The sequence below is a fragment of the Cupriavidus sp. Met-2 genome, assembly GCF_049843575.1.
GTDB lineage: Bacteria > Pseudomonadota > Gammaproteobacteria > Burkholderiales > Burkholderiaceae > Cupriavidus > Cupriavidus metallidurans.
Map to the genome: position 1 here is coordinate 475,752 of NZ_JBBHZL010000002.1, position 21,375 is coordinate 497,126.

At 62.2% G+C, this 21,375-nt stretch carries 17 protein-coding genes; 2 read left to right on the forward strand and 15 right to left on the reverse strand.

All coding sequences use genetic code 11. From position 1 onward, the window contains the following. Positions 1 to 34: 34 nt before the first annotated feature. Positions 35 to 1,567 (reverse strand): exopolyphosphatase, encoded by a 1,533-nt coding sequence (gene ppx / locus WD006_RS07410; protein ID WP_011516887.1) that lies wholly within the window; start codon positions 1,565 to 1,567, stop codon positions 35 to 37. Positions 1,568 to 1,677: 110 nt separating this feature from the next. On the opposite strand from ppx, the gene ppk1 reads away from it, so the two are divergent. Continuing rightward, complete coding sequence (ppk1, locus tag WD006_RS07415) at positions 1,678 to 3,798, forward strand: polyphosphate kinase 1 (protein WP_080710372.1); 2,121 nt, start codon at positions 1,678 to 1,680, stop codon at positions 3,796 to 3,798. 88 nt (positions 3,799 to 3,886) lie between these two features. On the opposite strand, the gene phoR is transcribed toward ppk1, so the two are convergent. The 11 genes from phoR to WD006_RS07470 all read right to left on the reverse strand — a co-directional run bounded on the left by phoR (position 3,887) and on the right by WD006_RS07470 (position 16,104). Then, complete coding sequence (phoR, locus tag WD006_RS07420) at positions 3,887 to 5,239, reverse strand: phosphate regulon sensor histidine kinase PhoR (RefSeq protein ID WP_011516889.1); 1,353 nt, start codon at positions 5,237 to 5,239, stop codon at positions 3,887 to 3,889. A gap of 123 nt (positions 5,240 to 5,362) precedes the next feature. Next, the gene (gene phoB, locus WD006_RS07425) at positions 5,363 to 6,070 is read right to left on the reverse strand and encodes a phosphate regulon transcriptional regulator PhoB (protein ID WP_008641662.1); all 708 of its coding nucleotides are present in this window, start codon (positions 6,068 to 6,070) and stop codon (positions 5,363 to 5,365) included. A gap of 36 nt (positions 6,071 to 6,106) precedes the next feature. Then, entirely contained in the window at positions 6,107 to 6,811 is a 705-nt protein-coding gene (gene phoU, locus WD006_RS07430) for a phosphate signaling complex protein PhoU (protein WP_008641661.1), read from the reverse strand. A 70-nt stretch (positions 6,812 to 6,881) separates the two neighbouring features. After that, positions 6,882 to 7,670, reverse strand: coding sequence for a phosphate ABC transporter ATP-binding protein PstB (gene pstB, locus WD006_RS07435; protein WP_008641660.1), 789 nt, complete (start codon positions 7,668 to 7,670; stop codon positions 6,882 to 6,884). Positions 7,671 to 7,691: 21 nt separating this feature from the next. After that, positions 7,692 to 8,594: a phosphate ABC transporter permease PstA gene (pstA, locus tag WD006_RS07440; protein WP_011516890.1), complete on the reverse strand. Its 903-nt coding sequence runs from the start codon at positions 8,592 to 8,594 to the stop codon at positions 7,692 to 7,694. Beyond that, positions 8,591 to 9,556: a phosphate ABC transporter permease PstC gene (pstC, locus tag WD006_RS07445; protein WP_011516891.1), complete on the reverse strand. Its 966-nt coding sequence runs from the start codon at positions 9,554 to 9,556 to the stop codon at positions 8,591 to 8,593. The genes pstA and pstC overlap by 4 nt, the downstream gene beginning before the upstream one ends. Positions 9,557 to 9,669: 113 nt before the next feature. Beyond that, positions 9,670 to 10,701 carry a phosphate ABC transporter substrate-binding protein PstS gene (gene pstS / locus WD006_RS07450; protein WP_029307475.1) on the reverse strand — a complete coding sequence of 344 codons (1,032 nt, stop codon included), beginning with the start codon at positions 10,699 to 10,701 and terminating at the stop codon, positions 9,670 to 9,672. A gap of 303 nt (positions 10,702 to 11,004) precedes the next feature. Next, positions 11,005 to 12,348 (reverse strand): phosphoglucosamine mutase, encoded by a 1,344-nt coding sequence (glmM, locus tag WD006_RS07455; protein ID WP_011516893.1) that lies wholly within the window; start codon positions 12,346 to 12,348, stop codon positions 11,005 to 11,007. A 5-nt stretch (positions 12,349 to 12,353) separates the two neighbouring features. Beyond that, entirely contained in the window at positions 12,354 to 13,223 is an 870-nt protein-coding gene (gene folP, locus WD006_RS07460) for a dihydropteroate synthase (protein WP_011516894.1), read from the reverse strand. A 112-nt stretch (positions 13,224 to 13,335) separates the two neighbouring features. Beyond that, positions 13,336 to 15,237, reverse strand: a complete 1,902-nt coding sequence (gene ftsH / locus WD006_RS07465; protein WP_029307474.1) for an ATP-dependent zinc metalloprotease FtsH — start codon at positions 15,235 to 15,237, stop codon at positions 13,336 to 13,338. A 201-nt stretch (positions 15,238 to 15,438) separates the two neighbouring features. Further along, on the reverse strand, positions 15,439 to 16,104 hold the full coding sequence (locus WD006_RS07470; RefSeq protein ID WP_011516896.1) for an RlmE family RNA methyltransferase: 666 nt from the start codon (positions 16,102 to 16,104) through the stop codon (positions 15,439 to 15,441). A 156-nt stretch (positions 16,105 to 16,260) separates the two neighbouring features. On the opposite strand from WD006_RS07470, the gene WD006_RS07475 reads away from it, so the two are divergent. Further along, on the forward strand, positions 16,261 to 16,770 hold the full coding sequence (locus WD006_RS07475; RefSeq protein WP_011516897.1) for a YhbY family RNA-binding protein: 510 nt from the start codon (positions 16,261 to 16,263) through the stop codon (positions 16,768 to 16,770). A gap of 65 nt (positions 16,771 to 16,835) precedes the next feature. Here the strand turns inward: WD006_RS07475 and WD006_RS07480 are convergent, their stop codons facing one another. The 3 genes from WD006_RS07480 to carB all read right to left on the reverse strand — a co-directional run bounded on the left by WD006_RS07480 (position 16,836) and on the right by carB (position 21,305). Continuing rightward, positions 16,836 to 17,327: a DUF4149 domain-containing protein gene (locus tag WD006_RS07480; protein ID WP_017513923.1), complete on the reverse strand. Its 492-nt coding sequence runs from the start codon at positions 17,325 to 17,327 to the stop codon at positions 16,836 to 16,838. A gap of 15 nt (positions 17,328 to 17,342) precedes the next feature. Next, positions 17,343 to 17,819: a transcription elongation factor GreA gene (gene greA / locus WD006_RS07485; protein WP_029307473.1), complete on the reverse strand. Its 477-nt coding sequence runs from the start codon at positions 17,817 to 17,819 to the stop codon at positions 17,343 to 17,345. 237 nt (positions 17,820 to 18,056) lie between these two features. After that, positions 18,057 to 21,305, reverse strand: a complete 3,249-nt coding sequence (gene carB, locus WD006_RS07490; protein ID WP_011516900.1) for a carbamoyl-phosphate synthase large subunit — start codon at positions 21,303 to 21,305, stop codon at positions 18,057 to 18,059. Between the last annotated feature and the right edge of the window lie 70 nt (positions 21,306 to 21,375).

Genomic DNA, 21,375 nt, shown 5'->3' on the forward strand with positions numbered 1-21,375 from the left:
CTGAGGCCCGAGATGGCTCCCAGTCAGACGCACCTTAGACGTAGACCACCTTGTACCGCTTGCCGATGCGCTCCCACTCATCCGCCTCCTGCGCCAGGCTGTATTCGACGAGCGGATTCATGTCGATCCACGACTTCGGCAACCGTACTTCAAACCCTTCGTCGAGTTCGTCGGAGCGCTGGCCAACCTGAATCTCGGGCAGCTTCACATCGGCACGCCGACGGCACAACACGAAAGCGAGTCGAAGGCTGAACAGCATGCGCCAGTCGAGAAACTTTCCGCTGCCCGAGAGCTTGCTGAGCTTGCTCGCGTGTCCGAGCAGCAGCGTGGCAAGACGCGCCTGATCGGTCTTCGAGAACCCCGGCATGTCAGCATGCGTCGCGATGTAGGCCGAGTGCTTGTGATAGCCGCTGTGCGAGATCGTCATGCCGATCTCGTGCAGGCTTGCGGCCCAGCCCAGCAGTGCCAGGTTATCGGAGCGACGTTCGTTGGGCGGATCGGGAAACTGCGAAAGCAGGTCGCGTGCGGCCACCCCTACCCGGCCCGCCTGCGCGCGATCGACGCCGTAGCGGCGCATGAACTGATCCACGGTGACCGTGCGCATATCCTCGTGATGACTGCGGCCGAGCAGGTCGTACAACACACCGAGCCGCAACGCGCCATCGGTCACGTCCATACGGTCGAGATCGAGCTCCGCGAACACGCCAAGCATGATCGACAATCCGCCAGGTAGCACGGGAATGCGGTCTGCCTTGAGGCCGGCGAGCTTCACGCGGTTGGCGTTCTCGGCCTTAACCAGCGCGCGCTTTAGCCGCTCCAGACCTTCACGCGTGATGCCATGCTCGGACGCGCTGTCGTTCATGCCGTTCAGCTCGATCAGCTCGGCCAACGCCCGCGCCGTGCCTGACGAGCCCACCGCCTGCTGCCAGCCTGCGGCCCGATACTGGCGGACCAGCACCTGGATCTCGCGACGCGCGGCAAGCTCGGCCTGCTTCATTGCGTATTCATCGACGTTGCCGCTTGGAAAGAACTGGCGGCTGTGAGACACGCAACCGATGTAGAGACTTTCCATCAACTTCGACTGGTAGCCGCTACCGATGATGAACTCGGTGGAGCCGCCGCCGATATCGACGACGAGCCGGTTGCCCTGGCAGGCGGGTGCGTCGTGCGAGGCGCCCAGGTAGATCAGTCGCGCCTCTTCCCGGCCGGCAATGACTTCGATGGGGAACCCAAGCGCCGCCTCGGCCTCGATCAGGAATTCAGAGGCATTCTTGGCCACGCGCAGCGTATTCGTCGCCACGGCGCGTACCTGGTCGGGAGAGAAGTCACGCAGGCGGTCACCGAAGCGTCGCAGGGCCTCGATACCGCGGCGGCGGGCCGGCTGATCCAGATACTTGTCGGGGGTCAGGCCGGCGGCCAGGCGAACCGGCTCACGGAGTGCGTCGACCTGGAAGATCTGGCTGGCGGGGCCGGAAGCCGTGGGGGTTTCATCCACCCGCCCAATCATCAGGCGGAAGCTGTTGGAGCCCATGTCGACGGCGGCCAGCAAGCGGGGAGTCTGTGTCATTGCGTCTGTCAAGCGCGAGCTAGGCTCTGGTGAGCCAAACTCGTAAGATTATGTCGTAGCCATGTCCGCATCATGACAAAATCAAAGTGTCATTAAACTGACACGATTCTATGAAAAAGTCGCCACATCGCCAAAATAAGGTCATAGACATGTCGACGACGCCGCCCGGCACGCTTCTCAATCGCGAGTTGGGCATTCTGGAGTTCAATGCGCGCGTACTCGCGCAGGCCGCCGACCCTAATGTTCCCCTGCTGGAAAGGCTGAAGTTCATCTGTATCGTATCCAGCAACCTGGACGAATTCTTTGAGATCCGGATGGCGGGTCTGAAGGAACAGATGCGGGAAAACGCATCGGGCCTCACGCCCGACGGTCTCTCATTCCTGCAAACCTACCAGCTTGTCACCGAGCGCACCCAGCGACTGGTTGCCTCGCAGTATGACATGCTGCAGAACGTGATTTTCCCCGCGCTGGAGCAGGAAGGTGTGTTCTTCCACCTGACCAGCACCTGGACCGAGCAGCAGCGCGCCTGGGCGCGCGATTTCTTCGTGCGCGAGCTGGGCCCGGTGCTCACGCCCATCGCGCTCGACCCTGCCCACCCGTTCCCGCGCGTGCTCAACAAGAGCTTGAATTTCGTGATCGAACTGTCCGGCAAGGACGCGTTCGGACGTGATGCCGATCTCGCCATCGTGCAGGCCCCGCGCGCGCTGCCGCGCGTGGTGCGCATGCCCGAGCAGCTTTCGGGATACCCGTACGGGTTCGTGATGCTGTCGTCGTTCATGCAGGCATTTGTGCATGAGCTGTTCCCCGCAATCGAGGTAGAAGGCTGCTATCAGTTCCGCGTAACGCGTAATTCGGACCTGTTCGTGTCCGAAGACGACATTACCGATCTGCGCGAAGCCCTCCAGGGCGAACTGCCGACACGTCACTTCGGCGATATGGTCCGCCTCGAAGTGTCGTCCGACACGCCGCCCGCGCTGACGCGCCGGCTGCTGCTCGAGTCTGGCCTGACCGAACAGGATCTGTACCGCGTGAGCGGTCCGGTAAACCTTGCGCGGTTGATGCAGATTCCCGACATGGTGGACCGCCCTACCCTCAAGTACCCGCCCCATGTCCCGGCAGCGGTCAAGGCACTTCCAGCGGGTTCCAACATGTTCGACGTGATCCGTCAGCGCGATGTGCTGCTGCATCATCCGTACGAGAGCTTCTCGTCTGTGCTCGACCTGCTGCAGCTTGCCGCCAACGACCCAAACGTCGTGGCGATCAAGCAGACTGTCTACCGGACCGGAAACGAATCTGCGGTGATGGAAGCGCTCATGACCGCCGCCCGCAATGGCAAGGAAGTGACGGTGGTGGTGGAACTGCTGGCGCGGTTCGACGAGGAAACCAACATCAACTGGGCCGAACGGCTGGAATCGGTTGGCGCCCACGTCGTGTATGGCGTGGTCGGCCACAAGTGCCATGCCAAGATGCTGCTGATCGTGCGCCGCGAGCCGGCCACGCCCAAAGCGAAGCACTTCATGCTGCGCCGCTACGTCCACCTTGGCACCGGCAACTACCATCCGCGCACGGCCCGGCTGTACACCGACTTCGGGCTGCTGACGGCCGAGGAAAAGATCTGCGAGGACGCGCATCACGTGTTCCAGCTTCTGACGGGCACCGCCGGTACGATCCGCCTGAATCACCTGTGGCAGTCGCCGTTCACGATGCACAGCAATCTCGTCGAGCACATCCGTGCCGAGGCCCGCAACGCACGCGCGGGCAAGCGGGCGCGCATCATCGCGAAGATGAACGCGCTGCTGGAGCCGACGATCATCGAAGAGCTGTACAAGGCATCGCGTTCCGGCGTGAAGATCGACCTGATCGTGCGCGGCGTTTGCGCGCTTCGCCCAGGAGTGCCAGGGATGTCCGAGAACATTTCGGTACGTTCGATTGTTGGCCGCTTCCTCGAACACCATCGCGTCTACTACTTCCATGCCGGTGGTGATGACGTGCTGTATCTGTCGAGCGCTGACTGGATGGACCGCAACCTGTTCCGCCGCGTGGAGGTGGCCTTCCCGATACTGGATCGCACGCTCAAGGCACGCGTGATCAAGGAAGGCCTGCAGGTGCATCTGCGCGACAACGCCTCGGCGTGGATCATGCAATCGGACGGCGAGTATGTGCGCAAGCCATCGCGCGCCAAGGAGCAGCGCGTAAGCCAGGTGGAGTTGCTGGCGCGGTTCGGTACCTGAACGGCGCACCTTGCAAGCAAAAAGGCCGCTTCTCCGATAGGAAGCGGCCTTTTTGTATTGGATTCGCTGAAGCAGCGCGCGGTTGATGTCAGGCGGCGTGGCGCGGGGCATCGCCCAGTTGCGGCATCGGCTGTGCCGATTCAGGTTCATACCCGCTGCGATCCACCGGGAACACGATGCGGAACGTGCTGCCCCGCCCCACTTCACTGGTCACTCGCAGATCCGCGTGGTGACGCGACAGGACGTGCTTGACGATAGCCAAGCCCAGCCCCGTGCCGCCGGTATCCCGTGAGCGGCTGCGATCAACGCGATAGAAGCGCTCGGTCAGGCGCGGGATATGCTCGGGCGCAATCCCCAGCCCCGTATCGCTCACTGAGAACACCGAATGTCCGTCCGTGTACGTCATACGGATGGCAATGCGCCCGCCGTCCGGGGTATAGCGCACCGCATTCGACACCAGATTGCCAAGCGCCGACAGCAGCTCGCCTTCCGAGCCGCGCAGCACCACGGCAGTATCGATCTCCGCATGGATGTCGTGGCGCCCTTGGGACAACGCCTCGGCATCATGTACGAGGTGTGCGGCGAGCCCGCCGACGTCCACTGGGTCGAGCGTCGGCGGCTGGACATCCGATTCCAGCTTGGCCAGCGCCAGAAGATCCTCCACGATATGCTGCATCCGCATCGACTGCACCAGCATCATATCGATGTAGCGCTTGCGATCTTCCTCCGACACCGGCAGGTCGCGAACGGTCTCGAGGAATCCGGTCAGCACGGTCAGCGGCGTCTTCAACTCGTGGGAGACATTGGCGACGAAGTCCCGCCGCATCGCCTCGGTGTTCTCGACCTTGGTGATGTCCTGCGTCAGCACGAGCTTGCGATTCTCGCCGTAGGGAAGAATCTGTACCGAGGTACTGCTGCGTTTGTGTTCGCCCATATCGCGCATGATCAGGGGCTCGTCATAGCGTTCGCGCGTCAGGTAGTGCACGAACTCCGGGCGCCGAATCAGGTGCGTGATGCGCTGACGCACGTCGCGCTTCGCGTTAAGGCCGAAATGCTGCTCGGCCACGTCGTTGCACCATTCAATCTGGTCGGCGTCGTCGAGCATCAGCACGCCATAGGGTGATGCCTGGATGGCCTGGATAAAGCGGGTGTGCTGCTGCTCCACCTGCAACACCTGGGTGCGCCAGCGCTTCACCAGGCGGTGCAGGCGATAGTAGACCTCGCCCCACAGACCCAGTGCGCTGGGAATCTCGCCGTATGCGGGCGCATCAAGCACCTTCCAGAGCCGGTTGATCTGGAACAGGTAGTAGCCGAGCAGCAGAAACAGCGCAATGCAGAGGAACAGCAGACCGGAGACAGGGCCGGCAAAGACGTACAGTCCGGTGGCGACGACCGTCAGGCTGACGAGAATGGCCACGGAACGGGCCCAGATGACATTCATGCGAGGGTAGGAAGTTCGAGCGGCGGTCGCATTGCGACGGAGTTTGCCACGAAACAGCCGTGGCCGGCATGGTCCTGTTCGACCGGACGGGGCCCTCGTCGCACCGCCGCCGGCCGGTTACGCTCAGTGGCTTGGCGATCGCGCCAGGCGATAGCCGCTGCCGCGCACGGTTTCGATCATGTTGCTGTATCCACCCGGGGTCAGCGCGGCGCGCAGGCGCTTGATGTGTACGTCCACGGTCCGTTCTTCCACGAAAACGTGGTCGCCCCAAACCTGATCCAGCAACTGTGAACGACTATGCACACGCTCCGGATGCGTCATCAAGAAGTGCAGCAAACGGAACTCCGTCGGTCCCAGATCCAGCTTGATCGGACCACCATCATCCTGGCCGGTAACGCGGTGCGTGGCCGGGTCAAGACGCAGGCCGTTGATCGCCACCACGTCGTCGGTCAGCTGCGGCGCACGGCGGCGCAATACCGCCTTGATCCGGGCCAGCAGTTCCTTGGGCGAAAAAGGCTTGGTCACATAGTCGTCCGCGCCAGCTTCCAGGCCCATCACCTTGTCCTGCTCCTCGCTGCGCGCAGTGAGCATGATGATCGGGATCTGCTTGGTGCGATCGTTGTTGCGCAGCTCCTTGGCGAAGGTGGCACCCGATTTGCCCGGGAGCATCCAGTCCAGCAGCACGAGATCCGGCAGCACGTCACTCATCAGCGATAGCGCCTGCTCGGCGTTGTATGCGCGGATGGGATAGTGCCCGGCGTGCTGCAGATTGACGGCAATCAACTCGGCGATTGCCGGTTCGTCTTCGACAACGAGAATACTGCTTGGCATGTAATTGTTCTCCGCAAACTCAGTCCGGGCGCGTTATCAGCTTAGCGCTTCGCGCTCCATGTCCTCGCGCGAGGCATGACGCACGTCCGTGCCCTTTACGATGTAGATGATGAACTCTGCAATATTCTTCGCGTGGTCACCGATACGCTCGACGGCCTTGGCGATGAACAGGAAATCCAGCGCCACCGAGATCGTGCGCGGGTCTTCCATCATGTAGGTGATCAACTTGCGCACGAAGGCCCGGAATTCCTCGTCGATGGCCTTGTCGTCCTTCACGATGCGCGCGGCGGCCACGGTATCCAGCCGCGCGAAGGCATCCAGTGCCTGGCGCAGCAGCGTGATGGCCATCTCGCCGGACAGCTTCACCTCGGCGTAGTTGATCGTGTGGGCCGCGGCATCTTCCATGATGTGCTTGGTCCGCTTGGCGATCTTCTCGGCCTCGTCACCCGCGCGCTCGAGATTGGTGATCGTCTTCGAGATCGCCATCACCAGACGCAGGTCACGCGCGGTGGGCTGGCGGCGCGCGATGATGTTGCCGCAATCGGCATCGATCTCGACTTCGAGCGCGTTGAGCTGCTGCTCGCGGGTGATGACCTGATCAGCGAGATCGCCGTCGAAGTCGGCCAGCGCGCGCATGGCGAGCTCGATCTGGGACTCGACCAGACCACCCATCTGCAGCAATTTGGTGTTGATCGCGTTGAGGTCTGCGTCGAACTGGGTCGACAGGTGCTTATCAGTCATGGTGTTCTCCTGGCCGCTAATCGTATGCTAAGCGTGGATGTTCGAGTCCTGCAATTCAGTCCGGCTTCGATCAACCGAAGCGGCCGGTAATGTAGTCTTCGGTTTCCTTGCGATGCGGCTTGATGAAGATCTTCTCGGTCTCGCCGAACTCGATCAGCTCGCCCAGGTACATGTAGGCGGTGTAGTCCGAGCAGCGTGCAGCCTGCTGCATGTTGTGCGTCACGATCACGACCGTGTACTCGTCCTTGAGCTCGGCGATCAGTTCTTCGATGCGGCCCGTCGAAATCGGGTCCAGCGCCGAGCACGGCTCGTCCAGCAGCAGCACCTCCGGGCGGATCGCAATACCACGCGCAATGCACAGACGTTGCTGCTGGCCACCGGACAGGCCATATCCGGACTGGTGCAGCTTGTCCTTGGCCTCGTTCCAGAGCGCTGCCTTGGAGAGCGCCCACTCGACGCGATCATCCATCTCCGAGCGCGATAACTTCTCGAATAAGCGCACGCCAAAGGCGATATTGTCGTAGATCGACATCGGGAACGGCGTCGGCTTCTGGAACACCATGCCGACCTTGGCGCGCAGCAGCGAAATGTCCTGCTTGCTCGTCAGCAGATTCTCGCCATCCATGCTGATCTCGCCCTCGGCGCGTTGCTCGGGGTACAGCGCGTACATCTTATTGAACGTACGCAGCAGCGTCGACTTGCCGCAACCGGACGGACCGATGAAGGCGGTCACCTTCCGATCCGGGATCGACATGTTGATGTTCTTGAGCGCGTGGAACTGGTTGTAATAGAAGTTCAGGTTCCGAACGTCGATCTTGGCGCGCACGGTATCGGGAATATCGATGACGGTAGAGGTCATGCTGATGTCTCGCTTGTATTGTTACTTCTTGAAAAGCATGCGCGCGATGATGTTCAGCGCAAGCACACCAATCGTAATCAGGAACACGCCGGCCCATGCCAGTTGCTGCCATTCGGTGAACGGGCTCATGGCAAAGCGGAAGATCGTCACCGGCAGGTTGGCCATCGGCTTGTTCAGGTCGGCGCTCCAGAACTGGTTGGACAGCGCGGTGAACAGTAGCGGCGCGGTTTCGCCAGCGATACGGGCCACGGCCAGCAGCACGCCGGTCACGATGCCCGCGTACGACGACTTGATCGTGATCGACATCACCATCTTCCACTTGGGCGTGCCAAGCGCAACGGCTGCTTCACGCAGTGCGTTCGGCACCAGGTTCAGCATGTTCTCGGTGGTACGGACCACGATCGGCACCTGCAGCAGTGCCAGCGCGCAGACACCGGCCCAGCCCGAGAAATGGCCCATGCGGGTCACCACGATGGCATAGACGAACAGGCCGATCACGATCGACGGGGCCGACAGCAGGATGTCGTTGATGAAGCGGATCAAACTGGCCAGCGGCGACTTCTTGCCATATTCGGCCAGGTAGATGCCGGCCAGGATACCCAGCGGCGTGCCGACCAGCGTGGCCATGCCCACCAGCACGAAGCTGCCGAAGATGGCGTTGGCCAGACCGCCGCCGGCGGTGTTCGGGGCCGGCGTCATCTGCGTGAACAGGTCGAGCGACAGACCACCGACGCCCAGCGAGATGGTGGTCCAGAGAATCCATGCCAGCCAGAACAGGCCGAAACCCATCGCGGCCAGCGACGCGGTCAGCGCGTACATGTTCATGCGTCGGCGCGAGCCCTGCAGGCGCGTGCGCACGGCGTCCGAGTCAGGACGTACGGCGGGGATGGACGAAGTTGACACGGCTTGACTGGCTTGGTTCATTTTCCACCCTCATTCTTGGCCAGACGCAGCAGCAGGAGCTTGGACAGTGCGAGCACCACGAACGTAATGAAGAACAGGATCAGGCCCAGTTCCATCAGCGCGGCGGTATGCAGGCCAGCACCGGCTTCGGCGAACTCGTTCGCCAGCGCCGAGGTAATGCTGTTGCCCGGCGAAAACAGCGACACGTTGTCGAGGATATTGGTGTTGCCGATCACGAACGTGACCGCCATCGTTTCGCCCAGCGCGCGGCCCAGGCCAAGCATGACGCCACCGATGACGCCGGCACGCGTATAGGGCAGCACCACGCGCCACATCACTTCCCAGGTAGTGCAGCCAATGCCGTAGGCCGATTCCTTCAGCAGCACCGGGGTGACTTCGAACACGTCGCGCATCACCGAGGCGATGTACGGGATGATCATGATCGCCAGAATCACACCCGCGCAGAGCAGACCGATGCCGAGCGGAGCGCCCTGGAACAGCTTGCCGATCACGGGTACCTGACCGATGGTGTTGGCCAGCGGCTTCTGGAAGTACTCGCCGAAGATCGGCGAGAACACGAGCAGACCCCACATGCCGTAGACGATCGACGGCACTGCGGCGAGCAGCTCAATGGCGGTGCCGAGCGGCCGGCGCAACCAGGCGGGCGACAGCTCGGTAAGAAACAGTGCGATGCCGAAGCTGACCGGCACGGCGATGATGAGCGCGATCAGCGACGTGACGATCGTGCCATAGACGGGAACAAGCGCGCCATAGACATCGGCGGGCGGATCCCATTCCGAGTTCCAGAGGAACGAAATGCCGAACTTGCTGATCGAGGGCCAGGCGCTGATGGCCAGAGACACGATGATGCCGCCAAGCAGCAACAGCGTCACGATGGCGGCGCCGCGGGTCAGGCCGCCGAACAGGATGTCGCCAAGACGGCTGGGAGGCCGGACGACGGGAAGATCGGACGAGGTCGCCATGATGAAAAGATCGATGGGTGAATCGGAGCCGCGGCGGCATATCAGCCGCCGCGGCACCCGTCACGCAACGCCGGGGCGCGACCCCGGACTACGTGACCGGACAGACTTCGGGATTAGTACAGTGCCTTACCCGAACCGTCCTTGACGCTGCTCTTCCAGGTCGAGCGAATCTGGTTCACGACCGATTCCGGCAGCGGTACGTAATCCAGTTCAGCAGCCATCGTGCCACCGCTCTTGTAGGCCCAGTCGAAGAACTTCATGACTTCCTGGCCCTGTGCCGCCTTATCCTGCGTCTTGTGCAGCAGGATGAAGGTGGCGCCAGCGATCGGCCATGCAGTCTTGCCCGGCTCGTTCGTCAGGATCTGGTAGAACGACTTGCTCCAGTCAGCGCCGGCAGCGGCCGCCTTGAAGGCTTCGTCGCTAGGCTTGACGATCTCGCCTGCCGAGTTCTTCATCGTCAGGTACGTCATCTTGTTCTGCTTGGCATAGGCATACTCGACGTAGCCGATGGCGCCATTCAGACGCTGCACGAAGGCGGCCACGCCTTCGTTACCCTTGCCGCCCGTGCCACCGCCCGGCCAGTTCACCGTGGTGCCTTCGCCCACCGAGTTCTTCCAGTCAGGACTGACCTTCGAGAGGTAGTTCGTAAAGATGAACGTCGTGCCCGAGCCGTCGGCACGACGCACCGGCAGGATGTCCTGGCTCGGCAGGTGGGCCTTCGGGTTCAGGGCCTTGATCGCGGGATCGTCCCACTTCTTGATCTTGCCCAGGTAGATGTTGGCCAGCACGTCACCCGTGATGATGAGCTCGCCCGGCTTCACGCCTTGCAGGTTAATCACCGGCACCACGCCACCGATCACGGTCGGGAACTGGATCAGGTTGCCCTTTGCCAGCTCGTCGTCCTTCAGCGGAGCGTCCGAAGCGCCGAAATCGACGGTCTTGGCGCCAATCTGCTTGATACCACCCGACGAGCCGATAGATTGATAGTTGACCTTGTTGCCCGTTGCTTTTTGGTAGGCATCAGCCCACTTGGAATACACAGGCGCCGGGAAGGAAGCGCCAGCACCGGTAATTTCCGCCGCGAACGCAGTACCCGCCACCACAATCGACACGATGCCTGCTACGGCAGTCTTGACCAGCTTCATATGTCCTCCAGAGAACATGGGTTGGGAATGACAAATTTTTGACAAGGCGAACTGTATGCTCTCCATATGACAGTTCCATGACATCGCCAAATCTTCTTCAAACGCCACCTGAAGGCCCCGATATTCAAGGGCTTGTCAATGCGCCGGCATACATTTGTGCGCCAATCACCACCCCGATATTGATAGCAATTTCTCTATCGATGGTCGCGGATGATGGCGGTTAATTGCTTTATTTGCGAAAAAGAAAAGGCCACGACACAGTGCCGTGGCCTTCCGACAGCGTTGGGCTGCCCAGAAGAACGCTCAGGCGCGCAATGCGGCGGCAAGCTCCTGCGCGGCACGCTCAGCGGTTTCCACCTGCTCGGCCTCCACCATCACACGGACCACGGGCTCCGTTCCCGAGGCGCGGATCAGCACCCGTCCCCGTCCTTCCAGCTCGGGCTCCACGCGGTCCCGGACAGCCTTGAGTCCAGCGTGGTTCTGCCAGTCAAAACCCTTCTCGACGCGCACATTGATAAGCGTCTGCGGGAACAGGCTCACGCCATCCAGCAGTTGCGGCAGAGTCTTGCCACTGCGGCGTAGCGCGGCCAGCACCTGCAGCGCGGACACGATGCCATCGCCCGTGGTATGCCGGTCCAGGCACAGCAGATGCCCGGAGCCCTCGCCACCGAGTTGCCAGTGGTGCCGATTGAGTTCCTCGAGCACGTAACGGTCGCCAACCTTGGCGCGCACGAACGACACGCCAAGGCGCTTGAGCGCCAGTTCGACCGCCATGTTCGTCATCAGCGTGCCGACCGCGCCTTCTACCCGCTGGCCAGACGCCTGACGATCGCGCACGATCAGATAGAGCAACTCATCGCCGTTGTACAACCGGCCATCGGCGTCCACCACCTGCAGGCGGTCGGCATCGCCGTCGAATGCCAGGCCGAGATCCGCGCCGTTAGCCTTCACTGCTTCGATCAGCTTCTCGGGGGCGGTGGCACCATATCCGGCGTTGATGTTGCGGCCATTGGGCTGGTTGCCGATCGAGATCACCTCGGCGCCCAACTCGTGGAACACATGCGGGGCAATGTGATAAGCGGCACCATTAGCGCAATCGACTACGATCTTCAGACCATGCAGGTCATGCTCATACGGGAACGTGCTCTTGCAGAACTCGATGTAGCGACCCGCAGCGTCGTCGATCCGGCGGGCGCGGCCGAGTTCATCCGAGTGCACGCAGGTCATCGGCTCTTCGACCATCGCCTCGATCTGCGATTCCACGTCATCGGGCAGCTTGTCACCCGATGCCGAAAAGAATTTGATACCGTTGTCGTAGTACGGGTTGTGGCTTGCGGAAATCACCACGCCCGCCGCCAACCGGAGCGTTCGCGTGAGATAGGCAATGCCCGGCGTGGGCAACGGGCCAGTCAGCAGCACGTTGACGCCCGCCGCTGTAAAGCCGGCCTCGAGTGCCGCTTCCAGCATATAACCCGAGATCCGCGTGTCCTTGCCGATCAGGACGGTGGGCTTGCCCTGCGAAGTCTTCTGCCCCAGCGCCAGCACCTTGCCGGCCGCATGGCCAAGTCGCATCACAAAATCCGGCGTGATCGGCGCATCGCCGACCCGACCCCGCACGCCGTCTGTCCCGAAATACTTGCGTGTCATGTTTCTCATTCTCCGTGTTGCCCATCGGGGGCAACTGATTCTTGGCGGACGGCCCACCACACCTTGAGGGCGTCCACTGTTTGTTCAACATCATGTACCCGGACGATATATGCGCCGCGCTCGGCTGCGCACACGGCTGCCGCCACACTGGCAGCTACGCGCGCCTGTGGAGGTTTGCCACCGATGATTGCACCCAGCGTCGATTTGCGCGACAGGCCCACCAGGATCGGCAGGCCATCAACAGCAAGGCTAGGTAATTGTCCGAGCAACCTCAGATTATGATCTGGAGTCTTGCCAAATCCAAAACCTGGATCAAGGGAAATACGTGCCGTGTCGATGCCCGCCGCACGCAGGGTTGACACCCGTTCTTCCAGGAAAGATGCCACCTCGGCAACCACATCGGTGTAGTGCGGATCTTCCTGCATCGTCTGGGGATCACGCTGCATATGCATGACACATAGTCCGAACTGCCCTGCGGCAACTGCCTCAACCGCACCCGGCATTCGGAAGCCCCAGATATCATTGATCAGATCTGCTCCGCCCGCCAGCGCTGCACGCATAACCTCCGGCTTGTAGGTGTCGATCGAAAGCGGCTTACCGCAATCGGCCAGCGACTCGACGATCGGCATCACGCGATCTAGTTCCTGATCGAGCGGCAGCGCGGCCGACCCAGGTCGGCTGGACTCCCCACCGATATCGATGATGTCGACACCCTCCGCAATCAATTGCTCCGCATGGCGCAGCGCGGCGTCACGGGTGGCGTGCTGCCCGCCATCTGAGAACGAATCAGGGGTCACATTGAGAATACCCATCACGAGTGGGCGGCGGCGGCGGGAAAAACGATAGCGCCCGCACTGGAAGAACTCAGTCGACAAGATTCGCGTCCTGAAAACAAAAAAGCCGGCGCGCAAGGCACCGGCCTGAGAGGCTATCAGAAACCAGCCCTTGCGAGCTGGCCTCTGCGTGTCACCTCATGTCACATCCGTATCAAACCGTTTCGTCGGCACGTGCCGTTGCGGGTGCATTGGTCGGTGCCACCGGGGAGCCGCCAGCAGGCGTATTGCCACCGCTGTTCGGACCCTGCGCGCCACGCGGCGGACGCGGCGGACGGCCCGCCATGATGTCGTTCACCTGTTCGGCGTCGATCGTTTCCCACTCCATCAGCGCGTTGGTCATCGCTTCGACCTTATCGCGGTTCTCTTCGAGCAAGCGCTTGGCCAGCGCGTATTGATCGTCAATGATGCGGCGGATCTCTGCGTCAACCTTCTGCTGCGTCGCTTCGGACACGGTCTTCGACGACAGCTTGCCGAACATGCCGTCCTGCTCTGTGTCCACGTAGACCATCGCGCCGAGCGAATCGCTCATGCCAAAGCGGGTCACCATATCGCGGGCGATCTTGGTGGCACGCTCGAAGTCGTTCGAAGCACCGGTGCTCATGGCATTGAGGAACACCTCTTCGGCAGCGCGGCCGCCGAACAGGATGGCAATTTCCTCGAGCATGTTGTCCTTGTACTTTGAGTACTTGTCATGCTCCGGCAACTGCCAGGTTACGCCCAGCGCCCAACCACGCGGCATGATCGTGACCTTGTGGACCGGATCGGCCTTCGGCAGCAGCTTGGCAACCACGGCATGGCCAGACTCGTGGTAAGCCGTGGCCTTGCGCTCTTCCTCGCGCATGACCGTCGACTTGCGCTCCGGACCCATATAAATCTTGTCCTTGGCGTCCTCGAAGTCCTGCATGTCCACCACGCGCTTGCTGCGGCGGGCGGCGAACAGCGCAGCCTCGTTGACCAAGTTGGCCAAGTCCGCACCCGAGAAGCCAGGCGTACCACGAGCGATGATCGATGCGTCCACGTCGTTGCCGATCGGCACCTTACGCATATGGACCTTCAGGATCTGCTCGCGGCCGCGGATGTCCGGCAGGCCCACATAGACCTGACGGTCGAAACGGCCCGGACGCAGCAGTGCCTTGTCCAGCACGTCGGCACGGTTGGTCGCGGCGATCACGATCACGCCAGAGTTGGCCTCGAAGCCATCCATCTCGACCAGCATCTGGTTCAGGGTCTGCTCGCGCTCGTCGTTACCGCCGCCCATGCCGGCGCCACGATGGCGGCCAACCGCGTCGATTTCGTCGATAAACACGATGCAGGGGGCCTGCTTCTTGGCGTTCTCGAACATGTCGCGCACACGAGCCGCACCCACGCCGACGAACATTTCCACAAAGTCCGAACCCGAGATGCTGAAGAACGGCACCTTGGCCTCACCGGCGATGGCACGCGCCAGCAGCGTCTTGCCGGTACCCGGAGGCCCGACCAGCAGCACGCCGCGCGGAATACGTCCGCCCAGCTTCTGGAATTTCTGCGGGTCCTTCAGGAAGTCGACCAGTTCGACCACTTCCTCCTTCGACTCGTCGCAACCCGCGACGTCAGCGAAGGTAACGGCGTTCTGGTTCTCGTCGATCAGGCGCGCGCGGGATTTACCGAAGGAGAAGGCTCCGCCTTTCCCCCCGCCCTGCATCTGCCGCATCATGTAGAACCAGAAAACGATGATCAGGAGCGTCGGTCCGAGGTAGTACAGCGCCTGGACCAGCACGTTGGGCTCATCGTCAGCCTTGCCGGTCACCTGGACGCCATACTTCATCAGGTCGCCGACCATCCAGATATCGCCCGGCGAAATGATCGTGTACTTGGAGCCTTCCTTGGGCGAAACCACGAGGTTGCGGCCCTGCACGTCGACACGCGACACCTTGCCGTTCTTGGCGTCATCCATGAACTGCGAATAGGTGACACTGTCCTGGGCACGCGGTTTGTCGAACTGCTTGAAGACGGTGAACAATACCAGCGCGATTACGAGCCAGATTGCCGCCTTTTGAAACAGGTTGTTATTCAAGGCCGAACTCCTTTCCAATTGCCTTGCCAACGGGTAGCTGCATTGCATTGTAATGCAGCCCCCGCCCCCGCAGGGAAATCTGAATCTATGGACCTGATAGTGCCTGATACGGCCCATTCAGGGCAAGTCGCGCGCCGCCCGGGCGTACCCTGCCCCCGTTTGGGAGCACTGGGAGCGCCTGCGGCATGTTTTGGGCCCGCGTCAGTCCACCGACTTCAGGTAGCGCCCAAGAATAAATGTTTCCGAAGACTTGTCGCGCGACGCCTTGGGCTTGCGGCTCGCGACGACCTTGAACTGCCGCTTGAACTTTTCCACGATCTGGCTGTAGCCCGAGCCGTGAAAGCACTTGACCAGCAAGGAACCTTCCGGCTTCAGGTGGGCCTGGGCAAAGTCCAGCGCCAGATCGCACAGATACTCGATCCGCGCGGCATCGGCCGAGGCCACGCCAGACAAGTTGGGGGCCATATCGGAGATAACAAGGTCGATTCGGGAGCCGCCAGACGCATCCAGCACCACCTGTTCGAGCTGACGGAACACTTCTTCTTCCCGGAAGTCGCCCTGGATAAAGGTTACGTCGGCCACCGGCTCCATCGGCAGGATGTCGATCGCCACCACGGCGCCGTCGATCCGGCCGTCTTTCGCGCGGGGCGACGCGGCCAGCTTGTTCCGGGCGTACTGGCTCCAGCTGCCCGGCGCGGCGCCCAGATCCACGATGACCTGGCCCGGCTGGATCAGCTTGTCCTGATCGTCGATCTCTTTGAGCTTGTAGGCCGCGCGGGCGCGATAGCCCTCGCGCTGGGCCATCTTTACGTACGGATCGTTGATGTGGTCGTGCAGCCACGACTGATTGAATTTGTTCTTGGCCATTGATGAGACTTGCCTACTTGCTACTTACCGGTTTGGCGGGATTGGCACCGCAAGTCGAACGACCGTGCGGAGCTTTTTCTCCCGATTTGGAGATCTTTACCGCCTGCCGGCGATATTTTGGCGGATAATACGCGCCAAATCGCTATTTGCCCTCTCATGCCAGCCCTACAACTGATTTCCGCCCAACGCTCCGACCTGCGCTCGCGCGCCCACAGCCTCAATCCCGTGGTCATGATCGGTGCGGAAGGCCTGACCCCTGCGGTCCTGGCCGAGATCGACCGGAGCCTGGCGGCTCACGATCTGATCAAGATTCGCGTCCTCGGTGACGAACGCGACGCACGCATCGCCATTTACGACGCCATTTGTGACGAACTCAGCGCCGCGCCGATCCAGCACATCGGCAAGTTGCTCGTGATCTGGCGTCCGGGCCCTGCCCTCCTGAAGGAGAACCAGCCGGAGGAACTGGGCGCCGCAGCGCGTCGCCGTGCTACCGGCACAGGCGCCGCGCCACGTACCGTCGTGGTCCGCAAGCCGAGCACCTCCGGTCAACGCCGCCCTAAGAGCACGGCAGTCACCGTACTGGGCAACGAACGTGTGACCCAGGGTGGTAACGTCAAGCGTTCCCGCGCCCGCCCGGCCAGCCAGAAGAAGAAAGCACTGGGTTGACCAGTGGCCGAATCGGCCAGTTCCACCAAAAAGGCGGCCGAGGCCGCCTTTTTTCACACCTTTGCTCAGCGTGGCGCGCTAGCCCGCCACACCAGCACGAGTGCCAGCACACTCTGAACCAGATAGATCACGCTGGACACCCCGTGCAACATGCCGAATTCGGCCTTGTACGGTGATTCGGACACGCCCAGATTTAGCGCCTGAGCCTTGACCTTGAGTCCTTCCATGAACGGCTGCACACCGAAATAGCCGGCCAGCACGCATACCAGCATGGCCAGGACGATCCAGCGCAGCGAGCGATAACGCTCGGCGCCACGGCGGATCAGCACATTGCAGAGTACAAGCTGAAGCACGCCCACGGTCATGCCGAGGATCGCCTCATAGCGGAACAGATGCCCGGCGATCATGCCGGCCGTTTCGCGGCTCGGCAGCACCGAGAACAGCGTCGGTGCCACCAGATAGCCGATCGTCCACAGGCTGCCGGCCCAGATCACGGTCAGCAGCAGGAACAGACGATGCGGCAATGGCGGCAGATTCGAGTAAGACGAGGAGAACACGCCTGTCCCGCGCCGTCAGATGTAGCGAACCGTGATGACTTCGTACTCGCGCTCGCCGCCCGGGGCCAGCACGACTGCTACGTCGCCTTCGAACTTGCCGATCAGCGCGCGAGCGATCGGCGAGCTCACGGAGATCTTGCCGGTATCGAGATCCGCCTCGTCGTCACCGACGATCTGGTAGCTCACGGGGTTACCGGATTCCAGTTCTTCCAGATCCACGGTGGCGCCGAAAACGATGCGACCGTCCATGTCCAGCTGGGTGGGATCGATCACCTGGGCGGCGGAAAGCTTCGCTTCCACTTCCAGGATGCGGCCTTCGATAAACGCCTGCTTTTCCTTGGCGGCGTCGTATTCGGCATTTTCCGACAGGTCGCCCTGGGCACGCGCCTCGGAAATGGCGTTGATCACCGCAGGACGCTCGACGGCCTTGAGGCGCTGCAGCTCTTCCTTCAGGAGTTCGGCGCCACGCTTGGTAATCGGAATGGTGCTCATTGTCTTGTTCAACAAAAAAATGAGCCGCAGCGGAGCTGGAACCATGCGCCGGCAGTCACCTGCCAGGCAGCACTTCCGCTCAACCGCGGCTTTCAGATGGGATCACACAGCGGCCAGCAAGGCCGGTGCAATCGGCGAATTCGACGTAGTGTAGGCCAGAACCGCCGCCGGTATCAACCCGACGGGCGGACTACTGCGGTACGGGATCACATTCCCCGCACCGCAGCATCAGGCATATCAGGCCAGCTGCTTGTGCAGGCCCTGCAGGTCGTAGACCTCCAGGTTCTGCATGTGCTTGAGGCCTTCCACCGCGGCGTTGGCGCCGGCGATGGTGGTGTAGTACGGCACGCGGGCGGCCAGCGCGGCGATACGGATCGAACGCGAATCGGCGATGGCCGTGCGCGTTTCGTCGACCGTCGTGAAGACCAGCGCCAGTTCACCGTTCTTGATCATGTCCACGATGTGCGGACGGCCGTCCTTCACCTTGTTGACAACCCGGACCGGGATGCCGGCAGCTTCAATGGCCGATGCCGTGCCACGCGTGGCGACGATCGGGTAACCGAGGTCGTGCAGCATGCGGGCCACGGTCACGGCGCGAGGCTTGTCGCTGTCCTTGACGGTGATCAGCACGGTGCCCTTCTCGGGCAGGCGCGACCCCGCGGCCAGCTGGCTCTTGAACAGCGCTTCGCCGAACACCTTGCCCACGCCCATCACTTCGCCAGTCGAACGCATTTCAGGTCCGAGGACCGGATCCACGCCCGGGAACTTGTTGAACGGGAACACGGCTTCCTTGACGCTGTAGTACGGCGGCACCACCTCTTCGCCGATACCTTGCGAATCGAGCGACTGACCGGCCATGCAACGCGCGGCGATCTTGGCCAGCGACAGGCCGGTGGCCTTCGACACGTACGGCACCGTACGCGACGCGCGCGGATTCACTTCCAGCACGTAGACGATATCCTCGCCATTCCGCTGCTGGATCGCGAACTGCACGTTCATCAGACCCACCACGTTCAGCGCCTTGGCCATCGCGGCGGTCTGGCGCTTCAGTTCGTCGACGGTTGCCTGCGACAGCGAGTACGGTGGCAGCGAGCAGGCCGAGTCGCCCGAGTGGACGCCAGCCTGTTCGATGTGCTCCATCACGCCGCCGATGAACACGCGAGTGCCGTCGCACAGGGCGTCGACGTCGCACTCGATGGCGTCGTTCAGGAAGCGGTCCAGCAGCACCGGCGAGTCGTTCGACACCTTCACGGCCTCGCGCATGTAGCGCTCGAGGTCGCGCGGCTCGTGCACGATTTCCATCGCGCGGCCACCCAGCACGTACGACGGACGCACCACCAGCGGATAACCGATTTCCTCGGCCAGGCGCAGTGCCTCGTCTTCAGCGCGCGCGGTACGGTTCGGCGGCTGGCGCAGGCCCAGGTCCTGCAGCAGCTTCTGGAAACGCTCGCGGTCTTCCGCGGCATCGATCATGTCCGGGCTCGTACCGATGATGGGTACGCCGTTGGCCTCCAGATCCAGCGCCAGCTTCAGCGGGGTCTGGCCGCCGTACTGGACGATCACGCCAACCGGCTTTTCCTTGTCGACGATTTCCAGCACGTCTTCCAGTGTCAGCGGCTCGAAGTACAGGCGGTCAGAGGTGTCGTAGTCGGTCGACACGGTTTCGGGGTTGCAGTTGACCATGATGGTCTCGTACCCGTCTTCGCGCAGCGCCAGCGCGGCGTGCACGCAGCAGTAGTCGAACTCGATACCCTGACCGATCCGGTTCGGGCCACCGCCCAGCACCATGATCTTCTTGTTGCTGGTCGGGTCGGCCTCGCACTCGCCATGCTCGGCCTCGTAGGTGCCGTACATGTACGCGGTGTTCGTGGCGAACTCGGCCGCGCAGGTGTCCACGCGCTTGTAGACCGGGCGCACATTCTGCGCCACACGCGCCAGACGCACGGCCTTCGCGTCGGTCTTCAGCAGCTTGGCCAGGCGGCGATCCGAGAAGCCCTTCTGCTTCAGGTGACGCAGTTCGGCGGTCGACAGGCTTTCCAGCGTGCGATTACGCACCAGGCCTTCGGTCTTCACGATGTCTTCGATCTGGGCCAGGAACCACGGATCGATATCGGTCTCGCTCTGCACTTCCTCCAGCGACATGCCGAGGCGGAATGCGTCGCCCACGTACCAGATGCGGTCCGGGCCGGCTTCGCCGATTTCCTCGATCACTTCGTCGCGATCGGTCGACTTTTCGTCCAGGCCGTCCACGCCCACTTCCAGACCACGCAGTGCCTTCTGGAACGATTCCTGGAACGTACGGCCCATGGCCATCACCTCGCCCACCGACTTCATCTGGGTGGTCAGGTGGCTGTCGGCGGCCGGGAATTTTTCGAACGCGAAACGCGGCACCTTGGTGACCACGTAGTCGATCGACGGTTCGAACGAGGCCGGGGTCTGGCCGCCGGTGATTTCGTTCTTGAGTTCGTCGAGCGTGTAGCCGACGGCCAGCTTGGCGGCAACCTTCGCAATCGGGAAGCCGGTGGCCTTCGAGGCCAGGGCCGACGAACGCGACACGCGCGGGTTCATCTCGATCACGATCATCCGGCCATCCGTCGGATTGATCGAGAACTGCACGTTCGAACCGCCGGTGTCCACGCCGATCTCGCGCAGCACGGCCAGCGAGGCGTTACGCAGGATCTGGTATTCCTTGTCGGTCAGCGTCTGGGCCGGGGCCACAGTGATCGAGTCACCGGTGTGGATGCCCATCGGGTCCAGGTTTTCGATCGAGCAGATGATGATGCAGTTGTCCGCCTTGTCGCGAACAACTTCCATCTCGTATTCCTTCCAGCCCAGCAGGGATTCTTCGATCAGCAGCTCGCGCGTCGGCGACAGGTCCAGGCCACGCTTGCAGATTTCCTCGAACTCTTCGCGGTTGTAGGCGATACCGCCGCCGGTGCCGCCCAGCGTGAACGACGGGCGGATCACGATCGGGTAGCCGGCGGTGCCGGTTTCCTGGGCGATGCGCGATTGCACGGCCACGGCCTCGTCCATCGAGTGGGCGATGCCAGACTTGGCCGAACCGAGACCGATCTTGGTCATCGCGTCCTTGAACTTCTGGCGGTCCTCGGCCTTGTCGATGGCTTCCGGCGACGCGCCGATCAGCTCGACCTTGTACTTGTCCAGCACGCCATGGCGGTGCAGGTCCAGCGCGCAGTTCAGCGCGGTCTGGCCACCCATGGTCGGCAGGATCGCGTCCGGGCGCTCCTTCTCGATGATGCGCTCGACCACTTCCCAGGTGATGGGTTCGATGTAGGTCACGTCGGCCGTGTTCGGGTCCGTCATGATGGTCGCCGGGTTCGAGTTGACCAGGATGACCTTGAAGCCCTCTTCACGCAGCGCCTTGCAGGCCTGCGCGCCGGAGTAGTCGAATTCGCACGCCTGACCGATGATGATCGGGCCCGCGCCGATGATTAGGATGCTCTTGATATCTGTGCGCTTTGGCATTGCACGCTCTCTTTGTTGGCCGGCTCGCGCGGTTGGGCGCGGGCCGGGCCGGTAATCAGGTTGTAGGCCG